General features: G+C 39.8%; 15 protein-coding genes and 1 riboswitch. Of the genes, 7 read left to right on the forward strand and 8 right to left on the reverse strand.

The window, feature by feature from the left end; translation table 11 throughout:
- Positions 1-54: 54 nt before the first annotated feature.
- Positions 55-1164 carry a type II TA system antitoxin MqsA family protein gene (locus tag HXT24_RS03855; protein ID WP_422119200.1) on the reverse strand — a complete coding sequence of 370 codons (1110 nt, stop codon included), beginning with the start codon at positions 1162-1164 and terminating at the stop codon, positions 55-57.
- Positions 1165-1506: 342 nt separating this feature from the next.
- Here HXT24_RS03855 and HXT24_RS03860 point away from each other — a divergent pair, with 342 nt between their 5' ends.
- Both HXT24_RS03860 and HXT24_RS03865 read left to right on the forward strand, forming a co-directional pair.
- Positions 1507-1683, forward strand: coding sequence for a hypothetical protein (locus HXT24_RS03860; protein WP_004112568.1), 177 nt, complete (start codon positions 1507-1509; stop codon positions 1681-1683).
- Positions 1676-2854 carry an MFS transporter gene (locus HXT24_RS03865; RefSeq protein ID WP_422119201.1) on the forward strand — a complete coding sequence of 393 codons (1179 nt, stop codon included), beginning with the start codon at positions 1676-1678 and terminating at the stop codon, positions 2852-2854. The genes HXT24_RS03860 and HXT24_RS03865 overlap by 8 nt, the downstream gene beginning before the upstream one ends.
- Positions 2855-2977: 123 nt before the next feature.
- Here the strand turns inward: HXT24_RS03865 and HXT24_RS03870 are convergent, their stop codons facing one another.
- Positions 2978-5665 carry a DNA gyrase/topoisomerase IV subunit A gene (locus HXT24_RS03870; protein ID WP_422119202.1) on the reverse strand — a complete coding sequence of 896 codons (2688 nt, stop codon included), beginning with the start codon at positions 5663-5665 and terminating at the stop codon, positions 2978-2980.
- A gap of 157 nt (positions 5666-5822) precedes the next feature.
- Between HXT24_RS03870 and HXT24_RS03875 the strand changes: the two genes are divergently transcribed.
- A complete protein-coding gene (locus tag HXT24_RS03875; protein ID WP_422119203.1) occupies positions 5823-7016 on the forward strand; it encodes an alkaline phosphatase family protein in 1194 nt (397 codons plus the stop codon).
- A gap of 11 nt (positions 7017-7027) precedes the next feature.
- On the opposite strand, the gene sepH is transcribed toward HXT24_RS03875, so the two are convergent.
- Positions 7028-8359: a septation protein SepH gene (gene sepH / locus HXT24_RS03880; RefSeq protein ID WP_422119204.1), complete on the reverse strand. Its 1332-nt coding sequence runs from the start codon at positions 8357-8359 to the stop codon at positions 7028-7030.
- A 205-nt stretch (positions 8360-8564) separates the two neighbouring features.
- Between sepH and HXT24_RS03885 the strand changes: the two genes are divergently transcribed.
- The 3 genes from HXT24_RS03885 to HXT24_RS03895 all read left to right on the forward strand — a co-directional run bounded on the left by HXT24_RS03885 (position 8565) and on the right by HXT24_RS03895 (position 11834).
- Positions 8565-8858 carry a DUF4193 domain-containing protein gene (locus HXT24_RS03885; protein ID WP_020761336.1) on the forward strand — a complete coding sequence of 98 codons (294 nt, stop codon included), beginning with the start codon at positions 8565-8567 and terminating at the stop codon, positions 8856-8858.
- Positions 8858-9355, forward strand: a complete 498-nt coding sequence (gene dut, locus HXT24_RS03890; RefSeq protein WP_020761335.1) for a dUTP diphosphatase — start codon at positions 8858-8860, stop codon at positions 9353-9355. Before HXT24_RS03885 ends, dut begins: the two co-directional genes overlap by 1 nt.
- 139 nt (positions 9356-9494) lie before the next feature.
- The gene (locus HXT24_RS03895) at positions 9495-11834 is read left to right on the forward strand and encodes a RelA/SpoT family protein (RefSeq protein WP_116438015.1); all 2340 of its coding nucleotides are present in this window, start codon (positions 9495-9497) and stop codon (positions 11832-11834) included.
- A gap of 103 nt (positions 11835-11937) precedes the next feature.
- Here the strand turns inward: HXT24_RS03895 and HXT24_RS03900 are convergent, their stop codons facing one another.
- The 5 genes from HXT24_RS03900 to HXT24_RS03920 all read right to left on the reverse strand — a co-directional run bounded on the left by HXT24_RS03900 (position 11938) and on the right by HXT24_RS03920 (position 18012).
- Complete coding sequence (locus HXT24_RS03900) at positions 11938-12477, reverse strand: peptidylprolyl isomerase (protein ID WP_020760232.1); 540 nt, start codon at positions 12475-12477, stop codon at positions 11938-11940.
- Between the two features lie 147 nt (positions 12478-12624).
- Positions 12625-15270: a phosphomethylpyrimidine synthase ThiC gene (thiC, locus tag HXT24_RS03905; protein ID WP_410310554.1), complete on the reverse strand. Its 2646-nt coding sequence runs from the start codon at positions 15268-15270 to the stop codon at positions 12625-12627.
- Positions 15267-15374: riboswitch (TPP riboswitch) on the reverse strand. It overlaps the preceding gene by 4 nt.
- A 174-nt stretch (positions 15375-15548) precedes the next feature.
- A complete protein-coding gene (locus HXT24_RS03910; protein WP_419397764.1) occupies positions 15549-16232 on the reverse strand; it encodes a methionine ABC transporter permease in 684 nt (227 codons plus the stop codon).
- 2 nt (positions 16233-16234) lie between these two features.
- A complete protein-coding gene (locus HXT24_RS03915) occupies positions 16235-17059 on the reverse strand; it encodes a methionine ABC transporter ATP-binding protein (protein WP_004125098.1) in 825 nt (274 codons plus the stop codon).
- A 104-nt stretch (positions 17060-17163) separates the two neighbouring features.
- Positions 17164-18012, reverse strand: coding sequence for a MetQ/NlpA family ABC transporter substrate-binding protein (locus tag HXT24_RS03920; protein WP_004125099.1), 849 nt, complete (start codon positions 18010-18012; stop codon positions 17164-17166).
- A 316-nt stretch (positions 18013-18328) separates the two neighbouring features.
- Between HXT24_RS03920 and HXT24_RS03925 the strand changes: the two genes are divergently transcribed.
- Complete coding sequence (locus HXT24_RS03925) at positions 18329-20026, forward strand: NAD+ synthase (RefSeq protein ID WP_422119205.1); 1698 nt, start codon at positions 18329-18331, stop codon at positions 20024-20026.
- The last annotated feature ends 181 nt before the right edge of the window (positions 20027-20207 follow it).

The following is a 20207-nucleotide window of genomic DNA, read 5'->3' on the forward strand; positions in this document are numbered from 1 at the left end:
TATGGTTGTTTGCAGGGGGAATTTGATTTTATTGTGTTTTGTTTCTGTTGTGTTTTATTTACTGGCAAACATATCTTTCGCATACTGGCGAATATCATCTGGATTTATCATATTGTATTTTTCTTTTATTTTTGTGAAGTATTCGCCAATTATCTTTTTGCTGATTATTTTATTTGATGAATCATTAGTTTTTAGATTGCCGCGAGTAAGTATCCAAGGCTCCTCATGATGTGTGAATCGTTCAAGTTCTTTACCGCTGTAGCAGCAAAGATTATCGATAACGCTATCGCATACTGCTTTTTCTGTAGCTGATAGTGTAGTTGTTAGTTCTGCTGTGAGTTGTGTGATATCACTTTTTTGAGTGTATTTGTTATTCGGTAATTTTTCTAATGATTTAATCCCTGATATTTCTGTTGTTGGTGAATCTATTGGAGTAAAAGTGTAGTCTTTATAACGCAAATAGACGTCTTTATATACAGGTCCATGAATCCATGCTTGACAATCATCGGTAAATATGAATGATTTATAAAAAGCGAAATAAAAACCTTGAATGTAGTATAAGGATTTTTGCAAGGCTAGGGTAGTTATATCCTCACACTTTATAAGCAAGTATTGTATTACATTGTTTATTTTGTCACTCGACTTATTGCCATCAAAGTTATTGTTTGCAAAGTTATTTTGTAATTCGCGTATTAGTTTTTGTGTTGCTTTATAACTTTTTTCGTAACTAATTGCAGATTTCAGATTATCCTTATTGCTGATTAATAATTGCAAGTAATATTCCGGATCATTATAAATGCGTAGCAAAATATCAGAATATTGTTTTGAAGGAATGTCTCCGTCTGCAAATCTAGAAAACGTTTGTTCACCCCAACCGAGAAGCAGTGAAAGTGGACGCTTGCCTATTGAGTATTTAGCAGGTATTTCGTTGATTTTGTCAAGCGGAATAATATTGTTTTCTTTACGATACTCGTCATACAATGCTCGAAGATTCGCGTCAATAATTTCGGGTACATATACAGCAGAGCCGCATTCTTTGCAGTGTGCTTCTGTGCCAGTGTAGGAATATTGTTTTCCTTTGATAGATGCAGTCATTGGAACGGATTTTGTTGAGTACTCAACGTCATTCCTGCATTCTTCACAAAATGTCTTATCTTTATTCATTTATTTAAGTTCATTTCTAAAGTTTATTATTATAATTTACGATTTGTTTTATGATACAAAAAATAGGTGCATTTATCAAGAAAAATGCATCTATTGATGCATAAATAATTTCTAAGCATTCTAGAATAAAATTTATTAGCCTTATTAATGTGTTTGGCTTGTTTTTATCCTTTAAGATTATCTTCAATAAAATGTAAATTTGAAACTTTTATTTAGTTTAAATAAGACGTTGAACTCATTTGGTCACTTACAGTATTGCTTATGCTGTTGAATATTGTATCATTTTTATTGTTGCTAATTTTTGTCTTTCCTAGTAACACATATTTGCAGTAGGAGTGTTGCATGACTGATTTAGATGCTATTTTTGATCTCTCTACAACAGATTGTGCTCTTTGCAAGAAATATAATATTCCCAATTCTGATACGCTTGCTGCACTTGAAGAAGCTGAGCAAATGAAATATGATCCTAATACAAAAACTTATAACTCGTTTAATGAATTAATATGTGAATATGATTAATCTTCTTCTTGCAATTATTTATCTAGCATTTATCAGTTTGGGTTTGCCTGATGCTCTTTTGGGATCTGCTTGGCCGACTATGAGTCACGATATTGGCGCGCAAATTTCTTGGGCTGGCGGAATATCAATGGTTATTTCTGCAGGAACTATTGTTTCTGCTCTACTGAGTGACAGGATGACTAAGCGTTTTGGTGCAGGCAAAGTTACGTTTGTGTCTGTTGCTTTAACTGCATTGGCATTGTTGGGTTTTTCTTTTGCTCCGAATTATATTGTGCTTATTTTGTTAGCAATCCCGTACGGGCTAGGTGCTGGAGGGGTAGACGCTGCTCTTAATAACTATGTTGCTGTGCACTACGAAAGCCGTCATATGAGCTGGCTTCACTGCATGTGGGGTATTGGAGCTTCAGCTGGACCTTACGTTATGGGTTTTGCGCTTTCTCACGGATTGGGATGGTCCGCAGGATATCAGTATATTGCGATTGTTCAAGTGATATTAACTGTAATATTGTTTATAAGTTTGCCATTGTGGAATAATCGTACAGCTCATAAATTACAGAAATCTATTCAGATATCTAAAGAATATTCTAAAACGCTATCTTTTGCGGAAGTTTTGCGCATTCCTGGAGCTAAAAATATTCTTATAATGTTCTTCTGCTACTGTGCTATTGAACAGACTGCAGGATTATGGGCTAGTAGTTACATGGTTTTGTATGGGTCCGTTAGCCGTGTTGTTGCAGCGGGATGGGCAAGTTTATTTTATGTTGGTATTACAGCAGGACGATTTATAAGCGGATTTTTAACAATGCGTTTTAATGACGAAAACATGATTCGTCTTGGACAACTAGTGATGATTCTAGGTATTCTTGTGTTGTTATTGCCATTGCCAAATCATATAGCATTAGTTGCAGGATTTGTGATTATTGGTTTAGGGTGTGCGCCTATTTATCCATGTGTTATTCACTCTACACCGCATTATTTTGGAGCTGATAAATCGCAAGCGATTGTTGGCATGCAAATGGCTAGCGCGTATATTGGATCAATGTTGATGCCTGCAATTTTTGGATTTATTGGTCAAAACGTGTCTATGTCTTTGCTTCCAGCATATTTGATTATTTTGCTATCTATAATGTCGTTTATGCATATGCAATTGCTTCGGACTTGCAGGAGCTAGAAAAGCGCTCAATAACGCTTCCAAGCATGCTCGCAAAAACTAGTTACGAAAATCGCAACTTATAGCATCTATAGAAATAATTGCATGAATGGCGTAACTACACAACTTAACTACACAACGTATCTACCCAATATGCGCAATAGGGGAAACCAGCTCGGTTCCAGAAGCATCTCTTCGCATATCTGGCTTAGGCAGCTCTACGTTTGCTCCACGTTGTGTAGTTGCGTAAAGCGGATAATTGCCAACGTATGCTGCCAAAATTGTGTTTTGCCCTTTAAGGAATCGCTGCGATCGCACGCCTCCTGTGCCGCGCCCCTTTGTAGGATACATTTCTAGCGGCGTAATCTTTGCAGCTCCGTTTTCTGTTCCAGCAAGCGCATCGCTATCTCCAGCAAGAGTGAACACTACGCTTCCAGAAGCAGAAAATAGACCATTTTCGCCCTCTTCGTAATTCCATTCAACATCATTTTTAGCAACTACAGCAAAAGCAGAAACAGTGCATCCTTCATTAAGCCTAATTCCTGCCATTCCAGCAGAGTTTCGCCCCTGAGGTCTAACTTGTTTTGCGTCGAATGTAAGAAGAGAAGAATCGCTGCTTATAAACACAAGCCTATCTTCATCATTAGCAAGCGCTGCATTAATAACTGAATCATTGTCTTTTAAGTCAATAATGCTCCAAGAATCCATTGTTGTTGGCGATTCAAAATTCCATCGTTTTACGACGCCATTCTTTGTTCCTATTGCAAGAGGAGTTTTAGAAGATATAGGAGTTTTAGAATCAGAATCGCTTAATGCAATAGCAGCTACGACTTTCTCTCCTCTAATTGGGTCTGTGCTTTGAGTAGAAGTTAATAATTCACTTGCTTTAACACCATTGGAAAGAGATTCCGAAACGTTTTCATCTCCTTGATTTAAAAGTGGCAAGTCTGCAACATGCGCTATTACTAATCGCCCTGCGGATGTTATTAAAGCGTATGTTGCTCGCGTAGTAGTAGTAAACACGTTTAAGCATGGAGTGTCAAAGATATTTGAAGAATGTGCTTGCCATCTATTAAATGTTTCAACACTAGTTCTTGCTATAAGACCAGATGTGCTTAAAGCTACGGCACACGGTTCGTCGCTTAATTGCAAAGCTGCTGAGGTTGCGTCAGTGTCTCCAGACTTACGAGCGGCGCTTGCGGCTGCTGCAACATCTGCCTGGGCATTTGTCAATTGATTTGCTGCAATAACTGCGTCCATAGCTGAATCAGGATTAACTTCTTTACTGTTTTTAGTACAAACAGGCGTAAAGCTGCCGTCTTCTTGTTCGTCTAAAAGAATTGTTCTGCGCGGAGTATCCCACTGTTTTACAGCGTAATCCATTTCTGAAATCACAACTTTGTCTAGCTGGCTTGCGGAGCTTAGAATCTCGTTAAGTTCATCTATTTTTTGCAATAAGTCGTTTTTTTCGCTTTCTAGCTCGATTCGACTCATTTTTGTAAGTCTTCTAAGTCTTAAGTCAAGAATGTATTGCGCTTGAATCTCGTCTAAATCAAATACGCTAATAAGCTTTGATTTAGCGGTTTCTGCGTCTTCGGAAGACCTAATTACTTGTATTACTTCGTCAATGTCCAGCATTGCAAGAAGCAAGCCTTCTACAAGGTGCAATCTCTCTTTGGCTTTGCTTAGTCTAAATTCGCTGCGCCTTCTAATAACGGTTCTTCTGTGCGCAATCCACACGTCTAGAAGCTCGCGAAGCCCCATTGTGTGAGGTCTTCCATCAACTAGTGCAACGTTATTAATCGTAAAGCTTTCTTGCAGCGGAGTGTGCTTAAAAAGTTGCGCAAGAACAGCGTTTGGATCAAATCCTGTTTTTATTTCTATTACGATTCGCGTTCCATTGTGCCTATCTGTTAAGTCGATTGCTCCAGATATTCCGTCTAGTTTGCGCGCTTTTATGCCTTGAGATATGCGTTCGAGCACTCGCTCCGGGCCAACCATAAATGGTAATTCGGTAACAATAATCGCCTTTTTGCGCGCTGTAACGTTTTCAATATGCGTTTTCGATCTAGTTGTAAAAGCGCCTCTTCCAGTTTCGTACGCTTCGCGGATTCCACTTCGCCCAATAATTATGCCTCCGCTTGGCCAGTCTGGACCTGGAACTATTTGCATTAAATCGTCTAGGGTAGCATTTGTATGCTTCATAACGTATTTCGCTGCAGCTACGACTTCGCCAAGATTGTGAGTAGCCATATTTGTGGCCATTCCAACTGCGATTCCAGAAGCTCCGTTTACAAGCAAGTTTGGTATAGCTGCAGGCAGAACAGTTGGTTCTTTTAGCTTATTGTCATAGTTTGGAGCAAAGTCAACAGTATCTTCGTTTATATCTGCATTCATTCCAAGTGCTGCTTGAGCTAGTCGCGCTTCCGTGTACCTAGATGCTGCAGGACCATCATCTAAGGAACCAAAGTTTCCATGACCGTCAACCAGGGGGAGTCTAAGAGAAAATGGCTGAGCCAAACGCACCATTGCCTCGTAAATTGCGGAATCTCCATGCGGATGCAGTTTTCCCATAACTTCGCCTACAACGCGAGCAGACTTCATGTATGCGTGTTCTGGGGTAAGGTTCATGTTTCCCATTTGATACACGATTCTGCGCTGTACAGGCTTCATTCCGTCTCTAGCGTCTGGCAATGCGCGCGCGTAAATCACCGAGTATGCGTATTCGAGGAACGATTTGCTCATTTCTTCGTTAAGCGGCGTTTCAACAATGTTTTCCTTAACCTTTCTAGGGTCGAAGGTTTGTTTTGCTGATTTGCTGCGTGAAGGCATGGTTTTGAACTCCTTGAAGTGATTTACAAGCCTTTATAATACCAATTTATGTGCACAAAAACTTTGTTAAATGCTTATTCTATGCTTATTTTACTTATAGTCTGTTATGCATTATTCATGATTTTGTATAGTTTGTGTTTTGACTACAATGTTGCTTATGAGTATTGAGATTCCGTCTGTGGATGATTTGCTGAATTTTGTTGATGATTCGTGTAACTCCGATCTTCGTTTGTCTGCGATTCTTCCAGCAGTAAGCTCTTCGATTGATGCTTCGATTAGTACAGCTGTTTATAATGATCCTGATACTGCGCGCATTAGTCTTGGATTTCCGAAGTCACAGAGTGCTGTTGTTGTGCTTGTAGACGGACTTGGCTATTGGAATCTTGCTATTAGAAAAGGTCATGCTCCTTATTTGCGCTATCTTCTTAACGATTGCGCAAATAAGCGTCCAATAAAGACTTGTATTCCGAGTACTACGGTTGCAGCAATGGCAACTTTTGGCACAGGAACATGCCCTGGTCTTACTGCAATGACGGGATACACGCAAAAAAATCCTAAAACGGGTGCATTATCTCAATTAATCCAATTTAGGGATGCTCCAGATCCATTAGATTTGCAACGCCAGCCTACAATATTTGAGTCGCTTTCTAATTTAGGTGTTAGAGCGAATCATGTAAGTCTTTCAAAATTTGAGGATTCTCCTCTAACTCAAGCAGCTTTTAGGGGAGCTAAATTCATAAGTGGAACAACTGCTAGAGCGCGAATTATGAATGCTGCCAATAGTACTAAAACGCCTGGTTTAACATATTTGTACCTTAGAGATATTGATAAAGTTGGTCACAATTACGGTTGGAAATCTGAGAATTGGGTTTCAGTTTTTGAGCAGATAGACGCGCAACTGAGTCTTTTAAAAAAGAATTGTCAAAAAGGCACTTTGATTGTTATTACTGCAGACCATGGAATGATTGAATCAAATCCAGATTTGAAAATAGATATTGCAAAAGATAGTCGTCTTACTAAAGGAGTTAAGCTTGTTGGGGGTGAGCCTAGGTCTGTTATGCTTTACGCGGAAGATGGCGAAAATCCAGATGACATTGCGTTAAGATGGTCTAACGTTTTGCAAGATAAAGCGCGTGTTAGAACTAAAGAGCAAGCTGTTAAAGATGGTGTTTTTGGGAAAGTCAGCCCGTTAGCATTAAGCGTCATAGGTGATGTTCTTGTTCAAGCAAAGTCATCTGTAACTATAGTGGATTCCAGGATAGAAACAGAAAAAGCCATGAACTTACCAAGCGTTCATGGCTCTATGAGTCACATGGAAATGGATATTCCATGCTTAGTTGATATAGCTTGATTTATGATAAATTAAGCCTCTCCAAAAAGAATCTCATCCCAACTAGGAACAGCAGCTCTCGTGCTCTTCTTAGCCTTAGTATGCTCGTTCATATGCTGTTTTGGTTCAGTTTTTGGAGTTTTTATAGCAACTGTTTTATCTGCTTGAACATGCGCATCTTCAGAATCTGATCCAAAAGTGTTGGATTTAGAATTTGCATATTTGCTTTTTGCAGAAGCAGAATTGGAAGAATCGACTACCGCATTTTCACTAGAATTATCTTGTGAAATGTTTTCGCTCGCATTTTCGCTACTATCTTCATTTTCTGAATTTTCTTTAGACTTATAGATTCCAGAATTAGAAGAAGAGTTTGCAATATTTGCAGCAGTTTCTGCGGCTTCTATGTTTTTTACGTTTGCAGAAGACTGTTCTGTATTATCTGGATTGTTAGATGGAGTAGAGTTTGATACCAAATCGCTTAGAATTGGATTTTCTGTATAACCATCTAAAGAATTATTCGTATTGTTGCTGTTTTGTTCTTTTTGTGCAGCCTCTGTTTGAATAGCAACATTTGCAAGATTAACGCTATTCCTTGATTCCCACTGACTCACAGCACGTTCTATTCTTGCAGAACGAATCGAATTTCCTGGAAGCTCATCATTTGCGAATGGGAAGTTTATGCTTACTGTGTCTCTATAAGCTCCTCCAAATTGTGATTTTTTAGAAGAAGAATCATTGTTCATGACTTCTTCGCCAAGCAACAATTTAGATGAAGGGTTTGCGCACGTAATAGAGTTGTCGTGCATATTCCAAGTCCACTCTGCTTTTATTGTTCGAGTAGCAGTGTTGAACTCTGCTGTTATAAGCCATGGTTCAAGTCCGCGTCTTGTGGCACGCCATTTTACAGTTTCCATTCCAATGTGTGCTTTTGCGAGAGTTCGTTCGATCAAATCTGAAATAGTTCTCATATTGCTTTGTTTTGGAGCTGGAACTGTTAAGAATTGCTCAATAGCATACTGTTTTTCTGTTTCAACGCCACTAGAGAATCTTTTAACTTGAGATTCGCTTACGTTATATCGCTTTGCAACATGTTCTGGATCGACGCCAGCACGTATCAGTGCTTGTATCTGAGATATAGGTAGTGTTGCCGTGGTAGCAGTTGGCGAATCATCAGATTTACCAATAGAATTAACTGTGTTTTGATTATCGCCATCAACATTTGTTAGTTTTTTTGATTCGGCAATCGCGTGCTCCAGCGTGTCGTCAACATGAATTTTTAACGGCGTGTTTTCAAAAATAAAAATTAAATCGCCATTATTATCCACATGATCGAAACTCGCCTCTTTTGGCGGATTTTCAAGCATTGTGCACCACTTTCCTCGCTTTTAACGCTACTTATAACATACTTTAGTCCATAGTCTGCCTTCTTTGCCATTTTCTATGAATAAAAAAGCGAGTATTCTATGCGGGGTAGCTTTCATGTATGCTATGCGCGTAGGTAGCTTTTATTAGATAGCTAAAAGTATAAAAGTAGATTTAGTAAGTAGTTTTAAAAACGAAAGGACCATAATGGCACAGGATTATGATTCTCCTCGTAGTAAAGACGAAGACGAGGAGTCATTGGAAGCGTTGAGTAAGGGTTCACAAAGCTCTTCTAACGATATAGACGATGATGAGAATGCTATTGCAGAAGATTACGAGTTGCCAGGTGCAGATTTAAGTAATGAAGACGCGTCTGTTACAGTAATACCAATGCAGGGTGATGAATTTATTTGCTCAGAGTGTTTCCTCGTAAAGCATCGTAGTCAGCTTGCGCAAATGTCTCAAGACGGTCAGCCAGTTTGCAAGGAGTGCGCAGCCTAATGTCTTATGACGAGACCTACACTGGTCCAGAACAGGTAGAAGTTCTTATCAAGTATTTAGATAATTTAGACAATACTGATAGTAATCAGCCTGCTATGGAACATATTTCTTACGCTCATGCTGGAGATGCTGGGGCGGATTTACGAACTACGCAAGATGTGACTTTGCGCCCATTTGAACGTGCTCTGGTTCCAACTGGTGTTGCTATAGCTTTGCCAGCTGGATACGTTGCTCTAGTTCATCCGCGTTCTGGTCTCGCTGTAAAACAAGGTGTTACAGTTCTTAACGCGCCAGGAACCGTTGATGCTGGGTATCGCGGTGAAATTAAGGTTCCGTTGATAAATATGGATCCGAACAATACTGTGCAGTTCCATCGTGGAGATCGTATAGCTCAACTAGTTATTCAGCGTTATGTTGAAGCTAATTTTATTGAGGCAAATCAGCTTCCAGGATCAGATAGATCTACAAAAGGATTTGGATCTACTGGAGTGCAATAAATTACATAAATCCGGCCAGAGCTAAGTTTATTAGACTGAGTCGGATTTATTGTATTTAATATTAGACATGTAGATTATTGTATGATTTAGCTTGTTTTACAATGTAGGATAGTAACTATAAATCGGGAGGTGATATTCGATGGGTGAAAATCAAGACGACATTAAGGGAGCTAACATGCTCGGATGTGAAATTAGCGAAGATATGCGAGACCCATTGTGCCCAATATTGCGAATGTGTAGGTGGCATCATCCCGATGAGAATATGGAGATATTGCACAAAGCTTATGCTAGAGCCGTAAAACAGCATACTGGTCAAAGGCGTAAATCAGGCGAACCATATATTATTCATCCTCTTGCTGTTGCTCAGATTTTAGCTGACCTAGGAATGGGTCCTATAGTTGTTGCTGCAGGATTATTACACGATACTGTTGAAGATACGGATTACACGCTAGAAGAGTGTAGGGCTGATTTTGGTGATACTGTTGCAGGATTAGTTGACGGTGTTACAAAAATATCAAAAATGGAATATGGAGAAAGCGCTCAGGCAGAAACAATCAGAAAAATGGTTGTTGCAATGAGCCGAGATGTGCGAGTGTTGGTAGTAAAACTTGCAGATCGTTTGCATAACGCTCGTACATGGAGATACGTTAAGCCATCTAGCTCGCATAAAAAGGCTCGTGAAACTCTAGATGTTTACGCTCCTCTTGCAAATCGACTCGGTATGAACGCAATTAAAACAGAGCTTGAAGAGCTAAGCTTTAAAGTTTTATATCCAAAAATTTATAACGAAATAGTAGTTTTAGTTGCTCGAAGAGCTGGCCAGCGAGAAGTCTACTTGCGTCAAATTCTAGAAGAAATCAATGAAGATTTAAACCAGCAACATGTAAAAGCTTCTGTTAAGGGGCGTCCAAAAGATTATTTTTCAATCTATCAAAAGATGATTGTTCGCGGTCATGATTTTGAAAATATTTACGATCTTGTAGGTGTGCGAATAATCGTTGATTCTATTCGAGACTGTTATGCGGCTCTTGGTGCTGTGCATGCGCGCTGGAGCCCTGTTCCTGGACGTTTTAAGGACTATATAGCAACGCCTAAGCTAAATATGTACCAAAGCTTGCACACTACTGTTGTAGGTCCTGGTGGAAAGCCTGTGGAGATTCAGATTCGCACATGGGACATGCATAGGCGTGCTGAATTTGGTATCGCTGCTCACTGGAAGTATAAGGCAAACGGACAAGCTGGTCGCGCTTTAAGTAAGCCAGATAAAGGTGATGTTAAGCGCGAGCAAGAAGAAAACAAAGAGCTTAGCGAATTAGATAACTTAAAGTGGATTCAGCAGCTTGCAGATTGGACCAGCGAAACGCCAGATTCCGACGAATTCTTGGGTTCCTTAAAGCAAGATCTTGGAGCCTCGGAAGTCTACGTGTTTACTCCAAAAGGAAGTATTGTTGCTCTTCCGCAAGATGCAACTCCAGTTGACTTTGCTTATTCTGTGCATACAGAAGTTGGTCACAGAATGATGGGCGCTCGCGTAAATGGAAAGCTTGTGCCGCTTGATACAAAGCTCAACAACGGAGACACTGTAGAAGTTCTTACATCGAAGTCTGATACTGCTGGACCTTCCAGAGATTGGCTCAGCTTTGTAAAAAGCCCTAGAGCTAGAAATAAGATTCGTCAATGGTTTAGCAAGGAACGCCGTTCGGAGGCGATTGAAGAGGGTAAAGACGAGCTTACGCGAGCTATGCGTAAACGTAACTTGCCTTTATCTACTTTACTTACTCCACAAGCGTTAATAGGTGTTGCAGAAGAGCTTAATATAACTGCTAACGTAGAAGCTGTTTACGCTGCAATTGGCGAAGGTCAAGTTTCCACTCAAAACGTTATTTCTCGTCTTGTTAAAGATGCTGGTAGTGAAGAAGTAGCTGAAGAAGCTCAGGAAGAAGCACTTCCGCTTAGGAGAGTTGAGCGTAATCGCAAATCTAATGGTGTTCTTGGTGTTTCCGTAAAGGGCGTTGGAGATGTGTGGGTTAAACTTGCTCGCTGTTGCATGCCTGTTCCTGGAGATGACATTGTTGGTTTTATAACTAGAAATCAGGGTGTTTCTGTTCATAGAACGGATTGCCAGAATATGATTGATCTGCAAAAGTCACAGTCAGAGCGTGTTATTCCTGTTCAATGGACTAGCGATAAAGGCTTGTTCCTTGTTAAAGTTCAAGTAGAAGCTTTGGATCGTCAGCATTTGCTTTCGGATGTTACGCGAGTTCTTTCGGATCATGGTGTAAACATTCTTTCGGGAACTATTGCTACTGGAGATGATCGCGTTGCTACAAGTCAATTTACGTTTGAAATGGCAGATCCTCAGCATTTGAACACTCTTCTTGCTGCAATTCGTAAAATTGATGGCGTTTTTGACGTTTATAGAATTACGGGCGCAAAAGATAGTGCGGAACCGCGACTTAGAAAAATGGAACGCGACTAAACAATAAAACCTAAACAATAAAACTTCCAGTCAAATAATGTTTTGGCTGGAAGTTTTATTATTGCAATTTTATATTATTTATGCTTTATTTTAGTTAATGTTATTACTTAATAACCTCAATAGATATAATTCCAACTGGCTCTAGTGGGGCATCAGACCTGTCTGTTGGAACAGATTCGAGCTTATCTACAACAGCTTTAGATTCATCATCTACTACTTCTCCAAAAATAGTGTGATGGCCATCAAGCCAAGGAGTTGGTACGGTAGTTATAAAGAACTGAGATCCATTCGTGCCATGTAAGCGTCCGTCTCGTCCGCGCTGTTTTCCAGCATTTGCCATTGCAAGAAGATATGGTTTATCAAACTTTAAAGATGGGTCAATCTCATCATCAAATTCGTAGCCAGGACCACCCATTCCGTTTCCGAGAGGGCATCCGCCTTGAATCATAAAGTCTTTGATAATACGATGGAATGTTAAGCCGTCATAGAATGGTTCGCTGGATTTTTCTCCCGTAAAAGGATTCATCCACTCTTTTGAACCAGTTGCCAAGTCAACGAAATTTTTTACTGTAATAGGCGCTTTATCGTCAAAAAGATTAATCTTTATATCGCCTTCGGACGTATGCATATTGATAAGTGTCATAATGCGATTTTCCCATATATTAAAGACTGTTCAAAACTGTTGCAAATAAAACTGTTGCAAATAAAAAATAAGGCGAGTTAATGCAAGATTAATCCTACTCAAACTCGCCTTATTTTCGTAATATCAAAGCTTTAAAACATAGATACTCTACGCTTTAGCGCTTTGATACAACGTTGAACCAGATTCCTGGAACTTTTTACTCATCTCTTTCATACCCTCGGCAATAGCCTGACTGCGGGCTTCTTCAACAAGTTGTTCTTGTTGAGCTGCGCCACCGAAACGCTTGCGAATATTCTGCGAAATAGCCATTGAGCAGAATTTTGGTCCACACATGGAACAGAAGTGAGCCATTTTTGCTGGCTCTGCTGGAAGCGTTTCGTCATGGAAAGCAATAGCGGTATCTGGATCGTAGCTTAAATTAAACTGATCCAGCCAGCGAAACTCGAAACGAGCCTTGCTTATAGCGTTATCTCTATCCATGGCATGCGGATGATGCTTAGCAAGATCCGCAGCGTGACAAGCAATTTTATAAGCAATAACACCTTGTTTAACGTCATCCTTATTAGGAAGTCCTAAATGCTCTTTAGGAGTGACGTAGCAAAGCATTGCCGTACCATAACGAGCGATTTCAACGCCGCCGATAGCGGAAGTAATGTGATCATATCCTGGTGCAGTATCGGTTGTTAAAGGACCAAGAGTATAGAATGGAGCATCCTGGCAAATTGCTTTCTCCATTTCAATATTCATGCGTACCGTATCAAATGGTACGTGTCCTGGTCCTTCAATCATAACCTGAACATCGTGTTGCCAAGCAATCTTAGTAAGTTCACCAAGCGTCATAAGCTCGGAAAGCTGAGCAGCATCGTTTGCATCAGCCAAGCTTCCTGGTCGTAAACCATCTCCCAAAGAGAATGCAACATCGTATTTGGCGAAAATCTCACATAATTCTTCGAAGTGAGTGTATAAGAAGCTTTCTTGATGGTGTTGCAAGCACCATTCAGCCATAATGGATCCGCCTCGAGAAACAATACCAGTTACGCGGTTTGCAGTAAGAGGCACGTAGCGAAGAAGTACGCCTGCGTGAATAGTCATGTAGTCAACGCCTTGCTCGCACTGTTCAATAACAGTGTCCCGGAAAAGCTCCCAGCTGAGCTTAGAAGCATCATCCTCAACTTTTTCCAAAGCTTGATACATTGGCACGGTACCAATCGGAACAGGGGAGTTACGCAAAATCCACTCGCGAGTTGTGTGAATATCGTTACCGGTAGAAAGATCCATAACGGTATCCGCGCCCCACTTAGTAGCCCACGTAAGTTTTTCTACTTCTTCGTCAATAGAGGATGTGACAGCAGAATTACCCATGTTTGCGTTGAGCTTAGTTAGGAAGCGAGAACCAATAATCATAGGTTCTGCTTCAGGGTGGTTGATATTGCAAGGAATCACAGCGCGACCAGCTGCAACTTCAGAGCGAACAAGTTCCACATCGCAATTTTCGCGAGTTGCAACATACTGCATTTCTGGAGTGATAATTCCATGACGCGCGTACCACATTTGAGTAATAGGATGATCTGCAGCCTTCATTGGCTTATGAGTGCGACCACGCCACTCTTTTGAAGCTTTACCGCGCTTAATAGCTCGCTTGCCGTCATCTTGAAGATTTCGACTACGACCTTCATATTCAACAACATCGCCACGATCTCTAATCCAATCAAGACGAAGAGGAGCCAAGCCTTCCTTAGGATCGCACTTAGGTCCCTCTGTGTTGTAATCCTTAAATGGTGGGTTAGGGCCAACGCCTGGAGTATCAGAAAGCTTAATTTCTGTATAAGGAACTTCCAAATCGTAAGAACCATATTCATATTCAAAGTGAACTGGAGTAGTTTTACGAATATGAGCTTTGTCCCTCTGAGTACATCCGCGAGAAGCAATATCAACGCGCTGTTGCTTTGCTAATTTTGCAGCATCTTTTGCTTCTTTAGCATTAATGAACTTTGGCGTATTGCTAGCTTTCTCATCAGCTTTTTCCTGAACTATAACGCGTTTTGCATAACCGTGCTTTTGATTGCCGCGAATGTGCGTAAAGCGTTCCACGAATTCACTCATAGTGGATTCTGGTGTTTCGCTTGCGTACAATGCTTCAGATACAAACAATCCTGCAGCCTTACTGCGAGCAATCATGTCAACATCTTCTAAAGATGTTCTTCCTCCAACAAGTACTGGAAAATCGCTTGCTGAGCAAATAGTATTAATCTTTGCTCCATCTAAAATAGTGTGATTTGGTTCTAATTCATAAGTTGGAGTAATGTTTTCGCAACCATCTTCTGGATTACGCATTGCCGTTACACAAATATAATCAATGCAGCCATCAGGAAGTTCATTAATAACCTTAACAAGACTTTCTGTTTCTACGGACAAGCCTATTATTGCGTCTTCTCCCAAAAGTGCTCGTGCTTCTTTAGGTTCCATGTCGCTTTGCGCAAGATGAACTCCATCGACTTTAATTCCTTGATTTCTTGCCTGCCAGACAACATCAACTCTTCCGTCTATTACAAAAGTTACGGAATCACATTTATCGTTATCTTCTATGATTTGTGCAATATCTCGTGCGATTGATGTGATTTCTTTTGCGCTTTCATCCGCACAATTAAGCCTTATAAATGTTGATCCTGCGCGTAAAGAGTCGTCAACTATATCCGTGAGTGCGCGACTTTTGCATAGTTTAGGATCTGCAATAAAGCATGTGTTTAGGTTGAACTGGTCACGCATTGATGCGTATGGATAGTTTGAGGTCATACTTAATCGTTGCTCCCTACGTTGTATTAACTAACAGGTTCGAAGGGTCAGGTTTTTCACCTATCTCAGCCTTCTTTAAAAAGAAAGCACCCCTGCAAAATGTTGTGACTCAGACATTCTACATTATTTGGTAGCTTTTTAATAAATCGTAGGCATGTTGAATGGTTGATCATTTGATAAATAGAAAATCCTAGAAGCGATTAATAGATTTTACTGTATCTTACGCTACTAGGATTTTATTTGTGACTTTTTTTATTTGTTACTTTTATTATTGAATATTATCGACGTTCATGATGGTTGATTTTATTGGATATTAAATCTCCAACAGTTTGTACTACTTGCACAAGAAGAATACAGAAAATAACAGCAACACTCATAACATCGTATTGGTAACGCTGATATCCGTAGCGAATTGCAATATCTCCTAGACCGCCTGCGCCAACGGTTCCAGCCATTGCAGAGAATCCAAAAAGTGTAATGAAAGTCAATGCCGCTCCACGAATTAATGAAGGCAAGCTTTCAAAAAGCAATACTTTGAATACTATTTGCGTATTGCTTGCACCAAAACTTTGTGCAGCTTCTATAAGACTTCCATCAACTTCTGCGAGAGATTGTTCAACAATTCGTGCTACGAATGGTGCAGCTGTTAGAACAAGAGGAACAATAGCACCAGAAACGCCCAAAGACGTTCCAACAATAAGCCTAGTGAGTGGAATTATTGCAACGAGTAGGATTATAAACGGTATTGAGCGAACAATATTTACAATCCAACCTAAAACCGCATTCAAACATGAATTAGGGCGTATTCCTTGTTTTGCGCTTGTTATAAGAAGAACTCCTATTGGTAATCCTATTACGTATGCGAATAGTGTAGATATTGAAGTCATAGATATTGTATCTCTTGTGCCTTCAATGAGTAGTTCTCCATATTCGTCTATAAATTGTGAAATATTTTCTTGCATTTTTATTTCACCCCATTATTTGTTGCGCTATTAGTGGTTATTCCATTTTCGGAATTACTATTATTGGATTTAGTTCCCCTATGGTTTTCAACATGTTCGTCTGCAATAAGCGTTTTTAAAATATTGCTTTGAGGATTTTTGAAAAGTGTTGAAGTGTCACCGATTTCTACGATTTTTCCGCCGTCAATCATAGCAACCCTATCGCAAATATTTCTTGCTACTGCTAACGAGTGAGTAATAATAACCAGTGTTACGTTAAGATCTCGGTTGATTCTTCTAAGCAAGTCAAGTATTTGTGCTGTAGTTGTTGAATCCAAGGCGCTTGTTGCTTCGTCACAAAGCATTATAGAAGGATTATTAGCAAGTGCTCTCGCTATTGCAACTCTTTGCTGTTGTCCGCCAGAAAGCTGAACAGGGTAGCGGTTTGCTAAATCTTTTAATCCAACTAAATCAAGTAAATACTTTGCTCGTTCTTCTCTTTTTTCTTTAGGAGTGTTGTTTATTTCCAAAGGGAAAGTCACATTTTGTAATACAGTTCTTTGTTGGAAAAGACTAAAGTTTTGGAAAATCATTCCAATATTCGATCTTATTTTAGACAAATCTCTATTTTTTGCGTCCGTAATATCTTTTCCGTCTATTATCACTCTTCCAGATGTTGGACGTTCTAACAAGTTCATGCATCTGACTAATGATGATTTTCCAGCTCCAGAAGATCCCAAAATACCAAACACTTCGCCTGATTCAATAGTTAAATTAATATCGTTAAGTGCTTCATGCGATTGCTTACCACTTGAGTAAGTTTTATAAAGATGCTCAATTTGAATCATATTATCTCTCACTGATTTTGAAAAACAAACATGAGGCACGTGCCTCTATGCTTTTGTGAGGCACATGTCTCATACTTGTTTATGGTTAGAACACTGTAATCATCTTAGAAAACTGGCAAAACAGCGCCATTGTAGTTTTTCTTTATAAAATCACGAACCGTATCTGTTTTTAACGCTTTTACAAGAGCCTTGATTTTAGCAAGCTTTTCGGATCCCTTCTTAACAGCAATAATGTTTTCGTATGTTTTAGCAGCTACGCCTCCAACTTTTTCGCTTGTAAGAGGATCTTTAGTTGGGTTAAATCCAGCTTGAATAGCGTAGTTTCCGTTTAGAGCAGCTAAATCAACGTCTTTAACAACTGTTGGAACCAAAGCGGCGTCTATTTCCTTAAACTTTAGATTCTTTGGGTTGGAAACAATATCTTTCTTTGTTGCGTTAACATCCTTTGGATTCTTTAGCTTAAGAAGGCCTGCGTCTTGCAAAAGAAGAAGTGCGCGAGCTTCGTTGGTTGGGTCGCTAGGAACCGCAACTGTTGCGCCATCTTTTAAGTCTTTAATTGTCTTAGTCTTTCCTGGGTAAAGTCCAAATGGTTCAAAGTGGATTCCAGCAATAGAAATAATATGCGTTCCTCTTTCTTTATTGAAGTTATCTAAGTATGGCAAATGCTGATGGTAGTTTGCGTCTGCTTCGCCTTCTTCTACAGCAGTATTTGGTTGCACGTAGTCAGTAAATTCTTTAACAACCAACTTATAACCCTGCTTTTGCAAAATCGGCTTAACTACTTTGTTCAAAATATCGCTGTGAGGAGTTGGGGAAGCTGCAACCTTAATCACTTTATCGTCCTTGGTTGCTCCATTTGCAGAAGATCCGCATGCGCTTAGAGACAGTCCTAAAATTGCAGTTAGTGCGGTAAAAGCGGCAATAATCTTTGTGTTCTTTTTTGTGATTTTCATATTTTTCCCCTTGTCCTTTAATGTGTTAATAATTTTTCGTTTCTTAGCAACGGAATATCAATATATGCGATTTTGTAGCCTCTTCGCTACCTATTTTCTATTTGTATAATTTATGACGAGTTAGTAATACTAATGAAATCAGGCAGATAGGTGACAATTAATTTTTTATATTTGCTATTGATTTTTTGTTTTTCGTGATTTTTTTTATGATTGGCGTTTTGCGATTTCTCTGTTTAGTGGACGCTTTTATTGCAATATGACTTATGCAATATGACTTATGCAATGCGCCTTACGTAACATGGCTTATAATAAAAACATGACTTCTTTGCGTTTAGCTTTAGCTCAAATTGACACTTGCGTTGGAAACATAAGCAAAAATACGGATGAAATATTGCGATTTTGCAAAGATGCAAGTAGTGGTAACGCCGATATTGTTGTGTTTCCAGAAATGACACTAACAGGGTATCCAATCGAAGACCTTGCTTTGCGTGCGACATTTAGAAAAGCAGCTAACGAAGCTGCCTATAGTCTTGCTAAAAGCTTGAAAGATAGCAGATTAGGTGACTTATACGTTGTAGTTGGAACAGTCGGTGTAGACGATGAGTTAGGTAAGCCAAGAAATCGCTTGCTTGTTATTCATGACGGAAAAGTGGAGCTTGTTTATGACAAGCATTTCTTGCCAAATTATGGCGTTTTTGACGAATTTAGAATTTTCTCGTCTGGAAATGATTGCGGAATTCTAAACGTTAAAGGCACAAAATTAGGATTTGCTATTTGCGAAGATATTTGGCAAGATGGCGGCCCGGTTGCGCGTCTTTCTAAAGAGGGGATTGATGTTTTAGTAACAATCAACGGTTCTCCGTACGAAGAAGGCAAAACGGATATCCGCTTAAAGCTTGCGCAAAAGCGTGCAAAAGAGGTTAATGCTCCTCTTGTTTACGTAAATCAAGTTGGTGCTCAAGATGATCTTGTTTTTGATGGCGGCAGCTTTGTAGTAAACGCAGATGGGTCTTTGATTGAGCGTTCTAAAATGTTTGATCAAGACTTAAGTTTTGTTGATTTTGATACAGATTTAGATGCACAAAAGTGCTCAACAATTGCTCAAAAATTAGACCCAGACGAAGAAGTTTATTGTGCATGTGTATTGGGACTTAGAGATTATATGCGTAAAAACGGCTTTAAGGGTGTTTGCTTAGGACTTTCTGGCGGAATCGACTCTGCGCTAGTTGCAACTATGGCAGCAGATGCTTGCGGTGGGCAAAACGTTTGGGGAATTTCAATGCCAAGCATGTATTCTTCGCTTGGTTCTAAAGACGATGCTTGCGATTTAGCGCAGCGACTTGGAGCGCATTACGATGTTCAGCCTATTGAGCCACTTTTTAAATCGTTCCAAAATCAGCTTGATTTGCAAGGCATTGCTGCAGAAAATTTGCAAGCACGAGTTAGAGGTGTGATTGTTATGGCGTACTCTAATTCAAAAGGTTTGCTGGCTTTAGCTACTGGCAATAAGTCGGAGCTTGCATGCGGTTATTCTACGATTTATGGAGATGCGGTAGGAGGGTATGCTCCTATTAAAGATTTGTTTAAGACTCGTGTTTGGGCGCTTTCTAAATGGCGAAATCGTGCTGCTAAAAATGGCGTAGGTCTTGGAATGTTGCCTATTGCAGGAAGTGAAGATTTTCCTAAAGAAAATGCTCCAAAAGATGGCATTCTTATACCTGTAAACTCGATTGTTAAGCCTCCAAGCGCAGAGCTAAGACCAGGGCAAAAGGATTCTGATTCTTTGCCAGAATACGATTTGCTAGATAAAGTGTTGGAAGCTCATATTGAACTTGCTCACGGTCGCGCAGATTTGCTTGCAGACGGTTTTGATGAGCGCACAGTTGATACGGTTATTAGGCTTGTAGACCGCGCAGAATGGAAGCGTAGGCAGTATCCGTTAGGTCCAAAAGTTAGTGCGATTGCGTTTGGAAGAGATAGGCGAATTCCAGTAACAACCGCGTTTAGAGAGTAGACGAAATCTTGGATACGTCTTGGGAAAAGTCGCAAGCATCCGTTGATTAACTACATATTGCATATACGCTAGTTTGAGTATTCAAACTAGCGTTTTTTACTAAAAATAAGCTAAAAAACAGTAAAATGTGAGGTAACTCACGTTAAAAATGCCAAAAATCGACGTGTACTGTTTGAACGTT

Source organism: Gardnerella sp. DNF00354 (assembly GCF_049262755.1).
Lineage (GTDB): Bacteria > Actinomycetota > Actinomycetes > Actinomycetales > Bifidobacteriaceae > Bifidobacterium > Bifidobacterium vaginale.